15 protein-coding genes are annotated in these 17,539 nt (G+C 70.7%); 4 read left to right on the top strand and 11 right to left on the bottom strand.

From position 1 onward, the window contains the following. Positions 1 to 41: 41 nt before the first annotated feature. The 3 genes from ACWDRB_RS49245 to ACWDRB_RS49235 form a co-directional block, all read right to left on the bottom strand. The gene (locus ACWDRB_RS49245) at positions 42 to 1,064 is read right to left on the bottom strand and encodes an iron-siderophore ABC transporter substrate-binding protein (RefSeq protein ID WP_449906490.1); all 1,023 of its coding nucleotides are present in this window, start codon (positions 1,062 to 1,064) and stop codon (positions 42 to 44) included. 87 nt (positions 1,065 to 1,151) lie between these two features. After that, positions 1,152 to 2,216, bottom strand: coding sequence for a FecCD family ABC transporter permease (locus ACWDRB_RS49240; protein ID WP_449906487.1), 1,065 nt, complete (start codon positions 2,214 to 2,216; stop codon positions 1,152 to 1,154). Then, positions 2,213 to 3,268 carry a FecCD family ABC transporter permease gene (locus ACWDRB_RS49235; RefSeq protein WP_449906484.1) on the bottom strand — a complete coding sequence of 352 codons (1,056 nt, stop codon included), beginning with the start codon at positions 3,266 to 3,268 and terminating at the stop codon, positions 2,213 to 2,215. The genes ACWDRB_RS49240 and ACWDRB_RS49235 overlap by 4 nt, the downstream gene beginning before the upstream one ends. 95 nt (positions 3,269 to 3,363) lie before the next feature. Here ACWDRB_RS49235 and ACWDRB_RS49230 point away from each other — a divergent pair, with 95 nt between their 5' ends. Then, a complete protein-coding gene (locus tag ACWDRB_RS49230) occupies positions 3,364 to 4,440 on the top strand; it encodes an alpha/beta hydrolase-fold protein (protein ID WP_449906482.1) in 1,077 nt (358 codons plus the stop codon). 26 nt (positions 4,441 to 4,466) lie between these two features. Here the strand turns inward: ACWDRB_RS49230 and ACWDRB_RS49225 are convergent, their stop codons facing one another. Continuing rightward, positions 4,467 to 5,765, bottom strand: a complete 1,299-nt coding sequence (locus ACWDRB_RS49225) for a lysine N(6)-hydroxylase/L-ornithine N(5)-oxygenase family protein (RefSeq protein WP_449906479.1) — start codon at positions 5,763 to 5,765, stop codon at positions 4,467 to 4,469. Between the two features lie 127 nt (positions 5,766 to 5,892). Here ACWDRB_RS49225 and ACWDRB_RS49220 point away from each other — a divergent pair, with 127 nt between their 5' ends. Next, on the top strand, positions 5,893 to 6,837 hold the full coding sequence (locus ACWDRB_RS49220; RefSeq protein ID WP_449906476.1) for a methionyl-tRNA formyltransferase: 945 nt from the start codon (positions 5,893 to 5,895) through the stop codon (positions 6,835 to 6,837). Between the two features lie 4 nt (positions 6,838 to 6,841). On the opposite strand, the gene ACWDRB_RS49215 is transcribed toward ACWDRB_RS49220, so the two are convergent. The 3 genes from ACWDRB_RS49215 to ACWDRB_RS49205 form a co-directional block, all read right to left on the bottom strand. Next, entirely contained in the window at positions 6,842 to 8,599 is a 1,758-nt protein-coding gene (locus ACWDRB_RS49215; protein ID WP_449906473.1) for an ABC transporter ATP-binding protein, read from the bottom strand. After that, positions 8,596 to 10,329: an ATP-binding cassette domain-containing protein gene (locus ACWDRB_RS49210; protein ID WP_449906470.1), complete on the bottom strand. Its 1,734-nt coding sequence runs from the start codon at positions 10,327 to 10,329 to the stop codon at positions 8,596 to 8,598. Before ACWDRB_RS49210 ends, ACWDRB_RS49215 begins: the two co-directional genes overlap by 4 nt. A gap of 77 nt (positions 10,330 to 10,406) precedes the next feature. After that, positions 10,407 to 11,450, bottom strand: coding sequence for a cellulose binding domain-containing protein (locus ACWDRB_RS49205; RefSeq protein ID WP_449906467.1), 1,044 nt, complete (start codon positions 11,448 to 11,450; stop codon positions 10,407 to 10,409). Between the two features lie 372 nt (positions 11,451 to 11,822). On the opposite strand from ACWDRB_RS49205, the gene ACWDRB_RS49200 reads away from it, so the two are divergent. Next, a complete protein-coding gene (locus ACWDRB_RS49200) occupies positions 11,823 to 13,379 on the top strand; it encodes a glucuronyl esterase domain-containing protein (RefSeq protein ID WP_449906464.1) in 1,557 nt (518 codons plus the stop codon). A 23-nt stretch (positions 13,380 to 13,402) separates the two neighbouring features. Here the strand turns inward: ACWDRB_RS49200 and ACWDRB_RS49195 are convergent, their stop codons facing one another. Beyond that, positions 13,403 to 13,819, bottom strand: coding sequence for a VOC family protein (locus ACWDRB_RS49195; protein ID WP_449906462.1), 417 nt, complete (start codon positions 13,817 to 13,819; stop codon positions 13,403 to 13,405). A gap of 73 nt (positions 13,820 to 13,892) precedes the next feature. On the opposite strand from ACWDRB_RS49195, the gene ACWDRB_RS49190 reads away from it, so the two are divergent. Then, positions 13,893 to 14,510: a TetR/AcrR family transcriptional regulator gene (locus ACWDRB_RS49190; RefSeq protein ID WP_449906459.1), complete on the top strand. Its 618-nt coding sequence runs from the start codon at positions 13,893 to 13,895 to the stop codon at positions 14,508 to 14,510. On the opposite strand, the gene ACWDRB_RS49185 is transcribed toward ACWDRB_RS49190, so the two are convergent. The 3 genes from ACWDRB_RS49185 to ACWDRB_RS49175 are packed head-to-tail and all read right to left on the bottom strand — an operon-like array spanning position 14,483 to position 17,528. Continuing rightward, positions 14,483 to 15,298 (bottom strand): carbohydrate ABC transporter permease, encoded by an 816-nt coding sequence (locus ACWDRB_RS49185; RefSeq protein ID WP_350735656.1) that lies wholly within the window; start codon positions 15,296 to 15,298, stop codon positions 14,483 to 14,485. The genes ACWDRB_RS49190 and ACWDRB_RS49185 overlap by 28 nt on opposite strands. Then, positions 15,295 to 16,179 carry a carbohydrate ABC transporter permease gene (locus ACWDRB_RS49180; RefSeq protein WP_355199872.1) on the bottom strand — a complete coding sequence of 295 codons (885 nt, stop codon included), beginning with the start codon at positions 16,177 to 16,179 and terminating at the stop codon, positions 15,295 to 15,297. The genes ACWDRB_RS49185 and ACWDRB_RS49180 overlap by 4 nt, the downstream gene beginning before the upstream one ends. Continuing rightward, positions 16,176 to 17,528, bottom strand: a complete 1,353-nt coding sequence (locus tag ACWDRB_RS49175) for an ABC transporter substrate-binding protein (protein ID WP_449906454.1) — start codon at positions 17,526 to 17,528, stop codon at positions 16,176 to 16,178. The genes ACWDRB_RS49180 and ACWDRB_RS49175 overlap by 4 nt, the downstream gene beginning before the upstream one ends. Between the last annotated feature and the right edge of the window lie 11 nt (positions 17,529 to 17,539).

The raw sequence follows: 17,539 nt of genomic DNA, 5'->3' as shown, positions 1-17,539 counted from the left end.
GCCCACGGCAGGCCGGGGACAGGACACGTTCACCGGCATCACTAGGCGGCCGACTTGACGAGCTCGTCGATCGCGTACGGCAGGGACAGCAGCGTGCCCTGCGACATGGCCGCGCCGATCGCCGGGCCCTCGCTGTCCAGCAGGTACGACACCTTGCCGCCCTTGACCGCGGGCAGGTTGGCGAACAGCTTGAAGTTCTTCAGCGCGTTCTGGTCCGCCTGGTCGGCGATGACGAAGATGTGGTCGACGTCGATCAGGTCGATGCGCTCGGGGGACAGCACGGTGTAGAAGCTGCCGCCCGCGATCTTGTCGATCTCCGTCGCGCCCTTGAAGCCGATGCCCGACACCAGCCGTCCGCGCACGTCGGTGGTGGTGAACGGGGCGACCGAGTTCTTGTACCAGGACACCGCGACGGCGGTGCGCTCCGCGAACTCCGGGTGCGTCTTGCGGGCGGTGTCGAGCTTGTCCTGGATGCCCTGCACCAGCTTGGCGCCCTCGTCGGCCTTGCCGAGCGCCTTGGCGATGTGCAGCGCGTTGTCCTGCCACGGCGCGCTGAACGGCTCCTTCTCGGTCTTGGTGCGGCCCACCGTAGGAGCGATCTTGGAGAGCCGGTCATAGGCGGCCTGGTCGATCTCGGAGTAGACCGCGATGATCAGGTCGGGTCGCAGGGCGGCGATCTTCTCGTAGTTGGGGCCGGAGTCCCCGTTGTTCATGATGACCTCGGGGCGGGTGTCGCCCCACCGGTCCTTCACCCAGGGCCACTGGGTGTTGATGTCGGGGGTCTTGCCCGGCGGGTTCGGGTACTGGTCGACCATGCCGACCGGCTTGATGCCGAAGGCCAGGATGGCCTGGTCGTCGGTGTAGCCGACGGAGACGACCCGCTGGGGGGCCTTGGTGATCTGCGTGGACCCGAACGCGTGCTCCACGGTCAACGGGAACACGCCACCACCCGTGGCCGCCGCGGTGGTGTCGGCGCTCGGCTTGTCCGCCGAGCCGGAACCGCATCCCGCGATCAATGTCGCAGCGGACAACACCACTGCGATGCCCCGCAAGGTCTTCGTCACTGTTCTTCGCTGGAGGAGCATCCGGAATCCCTTGCTTTCGTGCGATCCACTGGAACCGTAACATGCGCAGATTAGGTTAGCCTAACCTTACTTCTTCAGGTTCGCCCGCACCAGCAGGTAGACGAGGAAAGGGCCGCCGATCGCGGCGGTGACCACGCCGACCGGGAGGCTGACCGGCAGCGCCGTACGCGCCACCAGGTCCGCGCCGATCAGCAGCAGCGCGCCCACCAGCCCGGATGCCACCAGCGGCGGCGTCGGACACCGTGACAGCCGCATCGCCACCTGCGGCGCCACCAGCGCCACGAACGGGACCGGGCCCGCCGCGCTCACCGCCACGCCGGCCAGCAGCACCGCGCACAGCAGCAGGACCGCCCGCACCATCGAGTAGCGGACACCCAGGCCCGCAGCGACCTCGTCACCGAAGTGCAGCGGCCTGAGCTGGAACGCCACACACGACACGACGGCCATGAGAGCGAGCGCGCACCACAGCGCCACCCAGACCTCGCCCCACGTCCGGTTGTCCAGCGAGCCGACCAGCCACGCCTGGGCCCGGGCCACGTCCCGGATGTCGGCCGTGACCAGCAGCCAGATCGTGATCGCCTCCGCCACGGCGCTCACCGAGATGCCGATGAGGATGAGCCGGAGGCCGTCGATCCCACGCCGCCACGCCAGGAAGTACACCAGCAGCCCGGTGCCGAGACCGCCCGCGAGAGCCGCCGCGGACAGGCCCACGGAGTCGACGACGGCCGCGGCGACCCCGCCCGACACCGTCACCAGGAACACCGCGACCGCGCTCGCGCCTCCGGTGATGCCCAGCACGTCCGGGCTGGCCAGCGGGTTGCGCGCGATGGACTGCGTGATCGCCCCGGACACCCCGAGCGCGATCCCCACGACGAGCCCGGCCAGGGCGCGCGGCAGGCGCAGATCCATGATCACGAACTCGTCGACCCGCTCGCCCTGGCCGAAGAGCGTGGCGATCACCTGGGGCAGGCCGATGGGGAAGTCCCCGGTGCCGATGGACAGGCAGAACACCAGGAAGGCCGCCGCCGCCAGCAGCAGCGTGACCAGCGCCATCCAGGGCCGCCACACGAACGACGCGTGGCCGAACCGCACGCCCGGTGTCACCGGCCGCTTCACCGCCGTCTCGTTCATACCGTCTTGAACTTTCCGCGCCAGACCAGCGCCGCGAAGAACGGGGCGCCGACGACGGCGACGACGACGCCTGCCTGCAACTCACCCGGCCGGGTCACCACGCGTCCCACGATGTCGCAGGTCAGCAGGATGACGGCGCCGAGCAGACCCGCGCACGGCACCAGCCAGCGATAGTCCGGCCCGGTGAGATACCGGGCCACGTGGGCCACCATGAGTCCGAGGAACGCGATGGGCCCGCACGCCGCCGTCGTCGCGCCCGCCAGCAGGGTGATGGCGACGATGCCGACGGTCCGGGTGCGCGTGATGTTCACGCCCAGCCCGCGCGCGACGTCGTCACCCAGGTTGAGCAGGTTGACGGCGGGCAGCGTGGTGAGCCCCAGCACCAGCCCGGCCACGACGAACGCGGCCACCGGCCGGATGACGTCGAATCCGACCCCGGCGACGGTGCCCGCGTTCCAGAACCGCAGGGCGTTCAGCGACGCCTGGTCCGATAACGCGACCGCCGTGGTCATCGCCGCCAGGAACACCGCGACCCCCTGCCCGGCCAGCGCGAGCGTCAGCGGGCTGCCCGCGCCCCGGCCGATGCTGGCCAGCCCGAACACGACGGCGCCGGCGGCCGCCGCCCCCAGGAAGGCGAACCAGACGTACTGGTACGGATTGGCGAGCCCAAACAGGAGGATCACCGACACGACGGCGAACGAGGCGCCGGAGTTCACGCCCAGCAACCCCGTGTCGGCGATCGGGTTGCGCGTGTACCCCTGGATCAACGCCCCGCTGACCCCGAGGGCGACGCCCGCCACGATAGCGAGCACGGTCCTGGGCACCCGTACGGTCTGCACGATCAGCGCGATCTCGGTGAGCCGCTGGTCGGAGCCCGGCTCCGGGAACAGCCCCTGCCACACCTGCGCGAGGCTCAGCCCGCGCGCGCCGACGGCCAGCGACACCGCCGCCGCGACCAGGAGAACCACCGCGAGCGCGCCCAAGCCCACCACCCGCCGCCGGCGGACCCCTGTGACCTCGGACGTGGGACGTTTCTCCAGAGTCGTACTCATCGACCTACAATCCACGGGGGCACGTCTCGATCATGAAACTTAGGTAAGTCTATCCTTAGTTTCTGGCCGACGGTAGGGACGGAGTGCGACCGCGCATGGACAACACTTTCGCCACGTTCGGGCTCCCTGGTGAGCCCGGTTCCGACGAGTTCTGGGCGGCGGCGGGAGCGCCCGCGTCGGTGCCCGCCGGCGACGGCTGGGCGACCCTGTTCCTGTGGCGCGGGTCCCCGGCGAGCGTCGGCTTCGAGAGCTGGTCGGAGCCGGTGCCCCTGCGCCGGTGGGGCGACACGGACTGCTGGTACGCCGAGGTGGCCATGCCCGCGCGGCTGCGGGTGACGTACCGGTTCGTCACGGACGACGGGGCCTGCGCCGACCCGTTCAACCCGGCCGGTGCGGGAGGTGACCGGTCCATCGCCGCGACCCCGGACGCCCCCGCCCAGCCGCACTGGCCCGCCGTCGGCGCTCAGGACGTCCTGCCTCTCCCGCGCACCCGGATCCGCTGGAGCAGTGAGCGGCTCGGCGGGCGGCGCACCGTGCGGGTCCACCCGGCGGGCGGCGGCGGGCCGGTGGTCCTGCTGCTCGACGGGGACGACTGGCTGTACCTGCACCCGGCCATGACCGCGTTCGACTCGGCCGTCGCCCACGGCGAGATGCCCGCCGTCACGCTCGTCTTCCTGCCCGCCCAGGCCAGGGAGGCCGAGTTCGGGTGCGTGGCCGAGCTGTGGGAGGCGATCCGGGACGAACTGCTGCCGCTGGTCGCCGAGAGCGGCGTGCCCGCCGACCTGGACCGGCTGGTGGTCGCCGGGCAGAGCCTCGGCGGGCTGAGCGCGATGTACGCGGCCCTGGAGTTCCCGGAGCTGGTGTCGGCCGTCGCCTGCCAGTCGGGGTCGTTCTGGTGGACGCCCGGAGCTGCCGGCCTGGCCGACCCCATGGGTGGCCCGGTCGGCGGCGCCGTCGCCGCGCGCCTGCGGGAGCGCCCCGACCTGTCCGGACTGCGGGTCGCGTTCGACGTGGGGGAGCACGAGGCGCGGATGCTGCCGCACTGCGAGCTGGTCGAGACCCTGGCCGAACAGGCCGATGCGACCGTGCGGGTCTCCCGGTCGGCCTCGGGCCACGATCGGGCGGGCTGGCGGCACGCCCTGCTCAGGGATGTGGCCTGGGCGCTGCGGTGACGGCCGGGCCGTCACCGCAGCGGCTGTCAGCGCGAGAACGCGTAGGAGGTGCGCAGCCGCCCGGCCACCGCGTCGACGATCTCCCCGGCCCGCACGGCGGTGTTCGACAGCAGCGTCGAGGTCAGGCCGTGGGTGTGCTCGGTGGCTCCCTGCACGTAGATGCCGCAGCGCAGGTGCGTGGAGGTGGCGATCCGGTAGTCGCGCTCGATGCGCAGGGCGCCCGAGGGCAGCCGCTCACAGTGCTCGCCGACGGCGCCCAGCAGGGTCAGCGGGTCGCCGGGCCGGTAGCCGGTGGCGTAGACGAGCGCGTCGGCGTCCAGGACGGTCCGCTCCCCGGTGGGCAGGAACTCGACGGTGGCGCGCACGCCCTCGGCGTCCCGGGCGACCTCGACGAGCCTGGAGGCGTTGAGGATGCGCAGCCGCTGGCTGCCCCGCACCTTCTCCTGGTAGTGCCTGCGGTACAGCTCGTCGATGAGGTCGAGGTCGACCACCGAGTAGTTGGTGGAGGCGTGGTAGGCGCGCAGGCTGTCCTTGACCGCCTCGGGCGCGTCGAAGTAGTGGTCGACCGCGCCGGAGTCGAAGATGCGGTTGGCGAAGGAGCTGTCGTCGGCGGGGGTGTAGCCGTACTTGGAGAAGACCGCGCACACCTCGGCGCCGGGGAAACGGCCGTGCAGGTGGTCGGTCACCTCGGCGGCGCTCTGGCCGGCGCCGACCACCACCAACCGGCGCGGGTCCGTCAGCGTGGGGAGCCTGTCCAGGAGCTCCTCGCTGTGCCAGACGCGGTCGTCGCCGACCATCCCGTCGGGCAGCACCGGGACCAGGCCGACGGCGACGACCACGTTGCGGGTGCGGCGGGTGCTGAGCTCCCCGTCGCCCTGGCGGACCACCACGTCGAGATACTCCACCGCGCCGTCGACGGTGACGGGGGTGACCGCGACGACCTCCGAGCCGTACTCGACCTGGTCGGCGAACGGCGCCGCGGCCCACTCCAGGTAGTCGTGGAACTCCATGCGGGAGGGGAACATCGTCTTGTGGTTGATGAAGTCCAGCATCCGGCCGCGCGCCTTCAGGTAGGACAGAAAGCCGAACTCGCTGGTGGGGTTGCGCATGGTGACCAGGTCCTTGAGGAAGGAGACCTGCATCGTGGTGCCTTCGAGGAGCATGCCGCGGTGCCATCCGAACGAGAGTTGCTTCTCCAGGAACACCGCGTCGATCCGCTCGCCGGTACGCGCCTGCCGCTCGCGCAGCGCGATGGCCAGGGCGAGGTTGGACGGTCCGAAACCGATGCCGACGAGGTCGTGGACGGGCTGCTCGGCAGTGGGCATGAAAGGCCTTTCGAGAGAGCGGTCCGAGATGGGGAGCCATGGGTGGAATCAAGAACCAACTTAGGTTAGGCTCGCCTAATTAGGCGAGCCTAACCTTTATTCCCCTCACCTCACAAGGAGAGCGCTGATGCGGGTCGTGATGTTCGGCTACCAGACCTGGGGGCATCGCACCCTCCAAGCCCTGCTGGACTCCGGGCATGACGTGGTGCTGGCGGTCACTCACCCTCAGAGCGACCACGCCTACGAGAAGATCTGGAGCGATTCGGTGGCCGAGCTGGCCGAGGCGCACGGCGTACCGGTCGTGCTCCGCAACCGGCCCGACGACGAGCTCCTGCTCACCCTCAAGGAAGTCGAGCCTGACCTCATCGTCGCCAACAACTGGCGCACCTGGATACCGCCGGAGATCGTCACCCTGCCCCGGCACGGCATCCTCAACGTGCACGACTCGCTGCTTCCGGCCTACGCCGGCTTCTCCCCGCTCATCTGGGCGCTCATCAACGGCGAGAAGGAGGTCGGCGTCACCGCCCACATGATGAACGCCGAACTGGACGCCGGGGACATCGTGGTGCAGAGCGCGGTCCCGGTCGGCCCGGCCGACACCGCCACCGACCTGTTCCACCGCACGGTCGACCTCATCGGCCCCATCGTCGCCGAGGCCCTGGACCTCATCGCCTCCGGCCGTACCGAGTGGACGCCCCAGGACCGCACCAAGGCCAGCTTCTTCCACAAGCGTTCGATCGAGGACAGCAACATCGACTGGAACTGGCCCGCCGAGGACATCGAACGGCTGGTGCGCGCCCAGTCCGACCCCTACCCCAATGCTTTCACCCACTACAGGGGCGAGCGCGTCCGCGTCCTGAAGGCCTCGGTCTCCCAGGGCGTCTACGGCGGCACCCCGGGCCGGGTGTTCATCCGCGAGGGCGACGGCATCGTCATCGTCGCCGGCGCCGAGGCCCGCCGGGGCGGCAGCCACGGCCTGGTGATCGAACGGGTGCGCACCGAGGACGGCACCGACCTGCCGGCCGGCGAGGTGTTCCGGACGATGGGCGGCTACCTCTCCCGCCACCCGTGAGCGATCACCGGTAGGCGGACGCCTGGAGGTCGTACAGGCGGGCGTACCGGCCTGAGAGTTCGATGAGCTCGGCGTGCGTGCCGCACTCGGTGATGCGGCCGCCGTCGAGCACGACGATCAGGTCGGCCATCCGGATGGTGGCGAACCGGTGCGAGACCAGCAGGGTGATCCCGCCGGTGGCGTGCTGCCATTCCTGGGCCGCCTCCGCGTACCGCTGGTAGACCTCGTACTCGCTGGCCGCGTCCAGCGCGGCCGTCGGCTCGTCTAGCACGGCGAGCAGTGGCGTCGACCGCATGAACGCCCGTGACAGGGCGACCTTCTGCCACTGGCCGCCGGAGAGCTCGACGCCGTCGCCGAGGGCCTTGCCGAGCCTGGTCTCCCCGCCCTCCGGCAGGCGGTCGAAGACCCGGGCGGCGCCGCCCTTCTCTGCGGCCCGCGCGATGTCGTGCATCCTGGGCAGGTCGCCCACGCCGACGGCCTCGCGGGCCAGGAACGGGAAGCGGCTGAAGTCCTGGAAGGCCGAGGTCACGCGGTCCCGCCAGGCCGCGGGATCCAGCTCGGCGAGGGGTGTCCCGTCCACGGTGACGGTGCCGCCGGTCGGCCGGTAGAACCCGCACAGCAGCTTGACCAGCGTCGTCTTCCCGCTGCCGTGGTCGCCGACCAGCGCCACCGTGGCCCCGGCCGGGAGCCGCAGGTCGATGCCGCGCAGCACGGGCGGGCCGCCGTAGGAGAAGTCCACGCCGGACAGGGCGATGCCGTCGCGCAGGCGGTCGGGCGGGGCGAGCGTGCCGCTGGTGCTCGCCGTGTGCAGGTCGCGCAGCCACAGGTAGTGGCCGGCCATGGTCAGGCCGCGGCCGGCGCGGGTGAGCGCCTGGGTGAGCAGGTCGAGCTGGCCCCTGATCTGGCCGCCGAGCGTGGCCACCAGCAGCAGCGCGCCCGCGCTGACCGCGCCGGACAGGGCCAGCTGGACGGTGAGGAACAGCGCCCCGATGAAGGCCGCCACGAAGACGAGCGAGCCGAGCAGGGTGAGACCGCCGACGGCGAGCGTGGCCCGCAACAGGATCGCGGTCCGCTCCTCGCGCAGGCGGCGCGCGATCGCGGCGGCGTGCGCGCCGGAGGTGCCGAGCCGGAGCTCCTTGGCCGTGTTCGCCTCGGTGATCATCGTGAAGAGGTGCTGTTCGGCCCGGTTGCGCTCGGCGGTCTCCGCCCTGGCCGCCTCGGTCCGGCGCGAGGTGGTCCGGGTGAGCAGGATCGACGGCACCGCGAACAGCGGCAGCGCGAGCAGCACGGGATGGACCCTGGCCAGCAGGATCGTGGTGATGACCAGCCAGAGCCCGCTCTGCACCACGAACAGGGAGGCCAGCCCGGTGATGACGGTTCGCGGGCCGAGCCCGCGGATCTGCTCGATCCGGCGCAGCGACTCGGTGTCCTCCAGGTGCGCGGTGGTCGGCAGGGTCGCGCACCACCGGATGATCCGCCGGTCCAGTACGGTGCCGACCTCGCTGCCCAGCAGGTCGGTCTGCACCTGGAGGACGCGAGTGCCGGCCAGGACGAAGGCGCCCGCCGTCGCCGCGCAGAGCGCCCCGCCGACGATCAGCGGCCGGTGCCCGGTGAGCACACCGTCCACGATCCACTGCAGGCCCAGGGCGGTCATCCCGGGGGCGATCGCGCCGAGCGGGGTCAGGATGAGCACCAGCCAGGTGCGTCCCGGCGCGTGGCGCAGGCACTCGCCCAGCAGCGTACGGATCTCGGCGAACCTCATGCGCTCTCCTTGAACTGCCGGGCCTGGAGGTGAAACATCCGCGCGTATTCACCGCCGGTGGCGAGCAGCTCGTCGTGGGTGCCGTCCTCGGTGATCCGCCCGCCGGACAGCACGACGATCCGGTCCGCCTTGCGGACGGTGGAGAACCGGTGCGAGATCAGGACGACGCTCGCCCGGCCGCGCACCTGGCGGATGCGGTCGAAGGCCTCCAGCTCGGCCTCGATGTCCAGGTTGGCGGTCGGCTCGTCCAGCACGAGCAGCCGCGCCCCGCAGGCGGCCGCCAGCGCCGCCCGGGCGAGCGCCAGCTTCTGCCACTGGCCGCCGGACAGGTCGCCGCCGTCGGCGTACTTGGGTGAGAGCACCGTCTCCCAGCCCCTGGGCAGCCTCTCGATCAGCCCGGTCGCGCCCACCGCGGCGGCCGCCGCCTCGACCTGCTCCCGCGTCGCCTCCGGCGCGGCGATCCGGATGTTCTCGTACGCGCTCAGCTCGTACCGGTTGAAGTCCTGGTACACCGCGTACGCCGTGGGCTCGGTGACCACGGTGCCGCCGCGCGGAAGGTACTGGCCGGTGAGGAGCTTGGCGAGGGTCGTCTTCCCGGCCCCGTTCACGCCAACTATCGCGATCACCTCGCCGGGTGTGAGCGTTAACGTCACGCCCTTCAGCACGTGGACCTCCCCGTACCCGAAGTCCACGTCCCGAAGGGCGATCTGTCCGGCGCCGTCCGGTGCGGGCGGCGTCTCCAGGCCGGGCGCGAGCGCGCGGATCCGGGTGACCGCCTCCACGGCGGGCATCGCGACCTCGTCCATGTCCTTGCCCTGGCTCGACATGGAGATGACGAACATGGCGGAGACCGCGCCGATCGTCGCGGCGATCCGGCCGACCGACACCTCGCCGGAGGTGGCCACCGCCACGTACACCACCGACGCGGTCGCCGCCCACCCGAGGAAGACCGACATCTCGCGCCGCAGCAGGGCCACCCTCGACTCGACGACCCGCCGCGCTGCGTCGGCGATGTTCTCGTCCGCGTGTCTCTCCAGCCAGTCGGTCAGCCCGAAGATCCGCACCTCCTTGGCGTCCCGGTTGTCCGACATCATCGCGGCCCACGCGCGGCCGCGCATCGCGGCCGGCATGGTGCCCGACACCACCCTGAAGAACTCCCGCCACATGCTCGCCCGGTAACGGCCCAGCAGCAGCGCCGCCGCGACCGTCGCCGGGCCCCACCACCACACCACGGAGGAGAGCGCCAGCATCGCCGTCACCAGCCCGGCCATGGTCAGCCCGGCCCGGAACCGCACCACCGCCCCCGCGCCGATGCCCTCGTCGGTCCAGGTCAGCAGCGGCGAACGCATGGTGGTCAGCTCGTTCTGGACGGCGATGTCCTCCACCCGGTCCAGGGTCGGCAGCGCCAGCACGCGGGAGGTCAGCTCCTCGCGGACCGCCGCGTCGATCCGCTGTCCCACCCGGTCGGCAAGCGGCCGGCTCATCGAGCGGAGCACGTTGCCGGTGACCAGCAGCGCGCCGAGCAGCGCCAGCGGCGCCACGATGCCGACCTGCCCGGCCGCGCCGGTGGCGACGCCCTGTGCCAGGCGGCCCACCAGCTCGCCGGTCACCAGGGCCACTGCGGTCGGCTCCACCAGGAGGAACAGTTCGAGGAGGGAAAGGGCCGCCAGCCACGGCCGGCCGGCCAGCAGGAGGAAGCCCAGGAACCGGCGTTTGGGGGATAAGGCCACAAACAGCACCCTATCGACGTCCCGGCCTCAAGATCGATCAGCGCCGGCCGCACTGCGCGGCCGGCGCCGGGGACCGCTCAGGGGCTGGAGCAGCCGATGCCGGTGGGCGTGTTCGCGCCGTTGCCGCCGGCGACGTAGCCGAACGTCGTGGTGCCGCCGCCCGCGAGGGTGCCGTTGTAGGAGGCGTTGCGGACGCTGATCGCGCCGCTGGTGCCGGTGTTCACGCCGCCCCACAGGTTGGTGACGGCCTGCCCGGCGGCCAGGGTCATGCCCACGGTCCACCCGTTCAGCGGCGCCGACCCGTTGTTGCGTACGGTCACCTCCGCCTGGAAGCCGCCGCTCCAGGTGTTGACCGTCCGGTAGGTCGCGGTGCAGGCGCCGCCCTGCCCGGGAGGCGTGGGCGTCGGGGTCGGCGTGGGGGTCGGGGTTCCCTCCAGGCTGCCGGGGACCGAGCGCAGGGCGTTGTACCAGACGGTCGCCATCTTGCTGTAGCCGCCGGCGTTGGGGTGGACGCCGTCGGCCAGGTCCGCGGTGGTCAGGGCGCTGTACATGTCCACCAGGTGGACATGTTTGCCGGCCGCGGCCCTGGACTGCACGATGCCGGGGATCGCCGAGTTGAAGCCCCTGACGGTCGGGTCGGCGCCGTTGAGGGGGATGATCGTCGCCACGAACACCTCGGCGTCGGGCGCGGTGCCGGTGATGCGGTCGATGAGCGTGGCCAGCCTGGAGGACGCGCCGGTCGGGTTCTGGTACATGTCGTTGGTGCCGATGTGCAGCAGGATCGTACGCGGCTGGTAGGTGCGCAGCCAGGTCACGATGTTGGCGTCGATCTGGTCGATCCGCCATCCGGAGTGGCCTTCGTGGTCGTGGTCGCCCAGGTTCGACGGCCCGTTGAACTGGGATCCGACGAAGTCGACCCGGTAACCGGCCGCCACCAGCTTCTGCCACAGGTCGACGCGGTAACCCCCTGGCACGTTGAACCCGTCGGTGATCGAGTCGCCGAGCGGCATCACCCGCACGCCGCCGTTCGACTCCGCGCCGGCCGCCGTGGCGTAGACCGTGGCCGCGAGCAGCGCCAGCACGGCGACCAGGCCGCTCAGCAGGCGCGTCATCCTCACCATGGATGTCTCCGTTTCTGTGAGCGCTAACAGAGACCGCGGTCCCTGAACGGTCGGCCCCTTCCACGTGGAGCGAACCCCGCCGGGCGTGGACCCGTCAATGCGCCGCCCCGCCGATCCCGTCCTGCCGCCCGCCGTCTTCCCTGGTCGCGCAACGCGGCCCGCCCCGGACGGAGAATGAAAATTTCACGCCACCGGCCCCGTGAAACGTTTCGGGTATCCGGCCTGAAGGAAGCTCTGGACGCGATCCGTACAGAGCTCGGATGGCCTGGTTAAGTGGCCGAAATATTTCGGATCGCTATTGACACCTTTCGGAAGGCTTTTCACACTGGCCGTCGTCAGAGCGGCGTCCCCGGAAGGCATGAGGAGTTCACCTTGGGCACATCCCTCCGAACGGCCCGCAGACAGACGTTCGCCGCGCTCGCGGCGGCCGTGCTCGTCGCCGCGGCCGTCCTCGTCCACCTCGTCTCGCCGAACGCGGGCGCGGCCGCCTGCGGCCCGCTGCCGCCGTCCCTGCCCGCCCCCGGGTCGCTCCCGGCGGTCTCGGAGCTGCCCGATCCGTTCAAGTCGTGGGACGGAACCAGGCTGACGAGCTCCTCGGAGTGGGCCTGCCGGCGGGCGCAGCTCAGCGAGCTGATCCAGTACTACGAGTACGGGCACCTGCCGCCCGCGCCCACCAGCGTCACCGGCACCCGCAACGGCACCACGCTGACCGTGACCGTGCAGGCCAACGGCCGCTCGGCCGCGTTCAACGCGACCGTCCGGCTGCCCGGCGGCACCGGCCCGTTCCCCGCGCTCATCCTGCTCAACCCGCTGGCCGCCAGTGCGACCAGCCGCGGGTACGCCGAGGTCAGCATCGACCCCAACAGCATCGCCGCCGACAGCACCGCCAAGACCGGCGCGTTCTGGACGTTGTACAACGGCACCGACGTGGACACCGGCGTGCTCATGGCCTGGGCATGGGGCGTCCACCGGACGCTGGACGCGATCAAGGCGGCGGTGCCCCAGATCGACGCCACCAAGGTCGGCGTGTCGGGCTACTCCCGCTACGGGAAGGCGGCCGTGGTCGCGGGGGCGTTCGACGAGCGGATCGCGCTGACCGTACCGGGGTCGTCGGGCACGGCCGGGATGGGCAACTACCGGTTCTTCTTCACCGGCAACACCAACGACGAGAAGCTCGAGGACATTCTCGGCGCCGCTTACTGGTTCACACCGCGGTTCGCCACGTTCCGCAACCAGGCCAACCGGCTGCCGTTCGACCAGCACTCGGTGGCGGCGCTGGTGGCGCCCCGCCCGCTGCTGGCCACCAGCGGCACCGAGGGCTCGGACGTGCGGACCAACCCCCAGGGCAGCGGCCTGACCTACCGGGGGGCCAAGATGGTCTACCAGTATCTCGGGGCCGCCGACCGGATCGGCATCGCCTACCGCCCGGGCGGCCACCAGATCGACATGAACGACTACAACGCGATCATGGACTTCGCCGACAAGCACCTCATGGGCAAGCCCGTCTCGCGTACGTTCGACAACGTGCCCTATCCGGCGCCCACGCCGGCCCAGATCCCCTGGACCGTCCCCACCGACGGCACGCCCGGCCCCACCCCCACGCCGACTCCGACGCCCACCCCCACGCCGGTTCCGACCGGATGCGCGGCGACGATCGAGACGGTCAACGCCTGGCCCGGAGGCTTCCAGTCCACGGTCACCGTCCGCGCCGGCACCTCGGCGATCAACGGCTGGACGGTCACCTGGAACTGGCCCGGATCGCAGAGCATCACGCAGCTGTGGGGCGGGGTCCGCTCGGGCACCGCGCCGTCCGTCAGCGTCCGCAACGAGTCCTGGAACGGCAGGCTCGCCGCCGACGCCACCACCACCTTCGGCTTCACCGCCGCCGGCACCGCCGCCACCCCGGCACTCACCTGCACCGCCACCTGACCGGCCGCTTCGCCGGCCGGGCGTCATGAGCCGGTGTACTGCCCGGCGTACTCAGCCGAGGGAGCGATCGGGGTGATGACGTCGATGAGGACCCCGTTGGGATCGGCCACGATGAAGTGCCGCTGCCCGAAGTCCTCGCTGCGCAGCGCCAGCTCGGCGGTCAGCCCCGCGCCGACGACGAGCCGTTCCCATTCGGCGTCCACGTCCGCCACCTCGAAGTTGAGCAGCAGTCCGCGGACCGGGGCGCGATACGCCTCGGGCAGCGTCGGGTGGGTGTGGTCGAGCAGCGCGAGCTCATAGGACGGCGTCCCGGGCCGCCGCAGGCTGACGTACCAGTCGGCCTCGAACGTCGTCTCGAACCCCAGGAGCCCGGTGTAGAAGTCGCGGGACTCCTGAAGCCGGGCGGTGCAGATCACGGGATAGAAGCTGGTCAGTTTCATACGAACCTCTTTCACATACCATCGGTACGTGAATGTGTATTTGACGTACCATCGGCATGTCAAGGGAGGAAGCATGAAGACGCACGGCGTCCGGGCGCAGCAACGGGAGCAGACCAGGCAGGCCCTGCTGCGGGAGAGCAGGCGCCTGTTCGCGGACCGGGGTTACGGCGCGGTGAGCCTGTCGGAGATCGTCGCCGAGGCGGGGGTGACCAAGGGCGCGCTCTACCACCTCTTCGAGAGCAAGGCCGAGTTGTTCAGGGCCGTCCTGGAGCAGGTGCAGCAGGAGGTGGCCGAGACGGTGGCGCGGACCGCCGACGTCCACGACGACCTCTGGACCCGCCTGACCGTCGGCTGCCAGGCGTTCCTGACGGCCAGCACGGCCCCGGGCGTTCAGCGGATCATGCTCGTCGACGGCCCCGCCGTGCTCGGCTGGACCGAATGGCGCGCGATGGACGAGGCCGCCTCGGCCCGCCACCTGGCCGAAGCGCTCACCGACCTGATCAAGGAGGGCACGATCGCGCCCCAGCCGGTCGCGCCGCTGACCCACCTGCTGTCCGGCGCGATGAACGAGGCGGCGCTGTGGCTGGCCGGCTCGGACGACCCCGCGGACCTGCCGGCCACCCAGTCCGCCCTCGCGCGGCTGCTGGAGGCGCTACGGCACGCTCAGCCCGACATCCCCGAGGAGGTGTAACCCTCGACGAAGCGGCGTTGCAGAGACAGGAACAGCACCAGGGGCGGCAGGGCCATGATCAGGCCGGCCGCGCTGACGAGCGCCCAGTCGGGGGAGAAGCCCTGCTGGAAGGAGTAGAGCGACAGGGAGACCGGCAGTTTCTCGCTGTCCTGGATGAACGTCACGGCCAGCAGGAACTCGTTGTACGCCTGCAGCCCCGCGATCAGGCCCGCGGTGAGGACGCCCGGCCAGATCAGCGGGAAGACGATCCGGGTGAACAGCCGCACCTCTCCCGCGCCGTCGAGACGCGCCGCCGCTTCGTACTCCCTGGGGACGGCGAGCAGGAACGAACGGATCAGCAACGTGGCGAACGGACTGTAGATGGCCCAGTAGATGACGATCAGCCCGAACCTGCTGTCGTACAGCCCGATCTTCGTCCACAGGGACAGCAGCGGCACCAGGAACAGCTGGATGGGCAGCGAGCTGGCGACCAGCAGATAGAGGATGAACAGTCCAGGTTTGGGCAGGTCCAGCCGGCCGAGCGCGTAGGCGGCGCAGCCGGAGATGACGCAGACCCCCGCCGCGGTCGACACGGCGATGATGGCGCTGTTGACCAGGCCCGCGCCCATGTTCGCGTCGGTCCAGGCCGTCGCGAAGTTCTCCCAGCGGAACTCGCCGGGAAGGCCCAGGGGGTTGGCGCTGATCTCGCTCGGAGTCTTCAGCGAGGCCAGGACGAAGACCAGCATCGGGCCGAGGGCGTAGACGGCCAGGACGGTCAGGATCAGGTAGGCGAACGGGCGCCGGGTCATATCTCCCACCTCAGGCGGCGGCGCAGGTAGAGGTAGCCGCCGACGGTGACCGCGCTGATCAGGGCCAGGATGACGCCGATCGCCGAGGCGTAGCCGGCCTGCTGCTCGCTGAACGCGGCGCGGTACATCACGGTGCTGAGCACGTCGGTCGAACCGGCGGGACCTCCCTGGGTCAGGATGTAGATGTAGTCGAAGACGAGGAACGACCAGATGACGGTCATCAGCGACAGGAACATGAAGGTCGGGCGGATCGACGGCAGCGTGATGTGCCAGAACTCGCGCCAGCTGCCGGCGCCGTCCATCCTCGCCGCCTCGTAGAGCGACGGCTCGATCGACTGCATGGCCGCCAGGAAGATCACGACCAGGAAGCCCCACCACTGCCAGTTGTTGATGAAGGCGACCGCGCCGAGCGCGATCCGCCCGTCACCCAGGAAGTTCACGTCGTTGAGCCAGGGGAGGCCCAGGCTGCCGAGGGCGGGTGCCAGGCCGCTGGTCGGGCTGAGGATCTGCCGCCAGATGGCGGCCGAGACGACGGTCGCGATCACGTACGGGATGAAGTAGAGCAGCCGGAACAGCAGCTGGCCGCGCTTGATCCGGGACAGCAGGAAGGCGCCGAGCAGCCCCATCGACATCGGCACGACCAGGAAGAAGGCCGTCCAGAGCAGGTTGTGCAGCAGGGCCCCGCGGAAGTCGGGGCTGCCGAACAGCGTCGCGTAGTTGGCGAGCCCGACGAAGTGCGCCTCGTCGAGGCCGTCCCAGTCCGTGAAGGAGTAGTACACCGACATCAGGCCGGGCCCGGCGACGACGAGCAGGTTCACGAGCAGCAGAGGAGCGATGAACAGCCAGGCCGTCAGCCGGGCGCGGGCACGGGGCGCGCTCACGACTCGGGGGCGAACGGCTTGGCCACCGCGCCCGCCGCGAGCTCTGCGGCGAAGGTCTTCTGCAGCCCGGCGCAGAAGTCGGCGGGCGACATCGCACCCGTGATGACCTTGTCGAACTCCGTGTAGAGATAGGTGTCCGTCTTCGGCGGGACGAAGCTCCAGCTCGCGTAGCCCAGGTTCGTGGTTTCGGGGATGGCCTTGTACAGCCGCGCGACCCGCTCGTCCATGCCGGCCGGATAGGCGTCGGCGGCGACCTTGAGCGGCGGGGGGTTGGTGCCGGTCGTGGCGAGGAAATCGAGCATGCGCTTGGGATCGGCGATGAGGTAGTCGATGAACTCGGCCGCCCCCGCCGGGTTCTCCGAACGCGCGTTGATCGACAGCGTGGTGCCGATCGCCAGCGGATAGACCCCGGCGGGCACGCCGTCGCCGAGCGAGGGCAGCGGCGCCCAGTCCCACTTCTTGCCGCCGGTGAAGAACGTGCCGGCCGAGTCGAAGCTCCACGTTCCCGTCATGTACATCGCGACCTTGCCGGCGGCGAGGCCGGTGAACATGTCGGTGTCGGTGTTGGTGAACCAGCGGTCGGCCCCGCCGCCCCACCAGCCCTTGTCGATCTGCGCCTTGAACAGGGTGATGGCGTCGACGAAGACCTTGTCGTCCCATTTGCGGGCGCCGGTGAGCGCCTCGTGGATCGCCTTCGGGCCGGCGGCGGCGTTGAGCACGCAGGTCAGGTACCACTCGCTCTGCGCCTTGTAGCCGCTGTTGCCCGCCCCGACGGGGATCAGGCCCGCGCTCTTGGCGGCGGCGCACACGGTCTCGAACTCGGCCAGCGTGGTCGGCACCTTCCAGCCGTGCTGGGCGAAGGTGTCGGGGTTGTAGTAGAGCACCAGCGAGCCGTAGCCGACGGGCACGGAGTGGAGCTTGCCGTCGATCTTGCTGACTTCGTACGCCCAGGGCAGCAGCTTGTCCTGCCAGCCGTACTTCGTGGCGTACTCGTCGAGCGTCACGGTCTTGGCGCTCTTGGCGAAGGACAGGGCGGCCGAGGGGCCGTCGGCGTAGACGACGTCGGGGCCCTTGCCCGCCGCCACCGCGGTGTTGGTCAGGTTGCCCAGCGTCATGAGCTGCTTGACGTCCATCTTGACGCGGACGTCCTTGGCGCTCTTGTTGAAGGCGTCGACGAGGTTCTGGCGGAAGTACTTCTCGCTGTCGGGGGTGGCGAAGGCGGCCCAGTAGGTGACGCTGTTGCTGCCGGAGCCGGAGGACGAGCTGCCGCACGCGGCGAGCGCCAGACCGGCGGCCACGGTGGTGCCGCTCAGCTTGAGGAAGTCACGGCGGGCGAGGTTGACGGACAAGGTGGTTCTCC

The organism is Nonomuraea sp. NPDC003707 (assembly GCF_053587055.1).
Note: the sequence above shows the minus strand (reverse complement) of the source record. Positions and strands in the feature narration are given on the sequence as shown.

Coding starts and splice junctions, on each gene's coding strand:
- ACWDRB_RS49220 (WP_449906476.1), top strand. CDS start 5,893: ATGCGGGTCGTGATGTTCGGCTACCAGACCTGGGGGCATCGCACCCTC.
- ACWDRB_RS49190 (WP_449906459.1), top strand. CDS start 13,893: ATGAAGACGCACGGCGTCCGGGCGCAGCAACGGGAGCAGACCAGGCAG.
- ACWDRB_RS49235 (WP_449906484.1), bottom strand. CDS start 3,268: ATGAGTACGACTCTGGAGAAACGTCCCACGTCCGAGGTCACAGGGGTC.
- ACWDRB_RS49230 (WP_449906482.1), top strand. CDS start 3,364: ATGGACAACACTTTCGCCACGTTCGGGCTCCCTGGTGAGCCCGGTTCC.
- ACWDRB_RS49195 (WP_449906462.1), bottom strand. CDS start 13,819: ATGAAACTGACCAGCTTCTATCCCGTGATCTGCACCGCCCGGCTTCAG.
- ACWDRB_RS49215 (WP_449906473.1), bottom strand. CDS start 8,599: ATGAGGTTCGCCGAGATCCGTACGCTGCTGGGCGAGTGCCTGCGCCAC.
- ACWDRB_RS49225 (WP_449906479.1), bottom strand. CDS start 5,765: ATGCCCACTGCCGAGCAGCCCGTCCACGACCTCGTCGGCATCGGTTTC.
- ACWDRB_RS49205 (WP_449906467.1), bottom strand. CDS start 11,450: ATGGTGAGGATGACGCGCCTGCTGAGCGGCCTGGTCGCCGTGCTGGCG.
- ACWDRB_RS49185 (WP_350735656.1), bottom strand. CDS start 15,298: ATGACCCGGCGCCCGTTCGCCTACCTGATCCTGACCGTCCTGGCCGTC.
- ACWDRB_RS49240 (WP_449906487.1), bottom strand. CDS start 2,216: ATGAACGAGACGGCGGTGAAGCGGCCGGTGACACCGGGCGTGCGGTTC.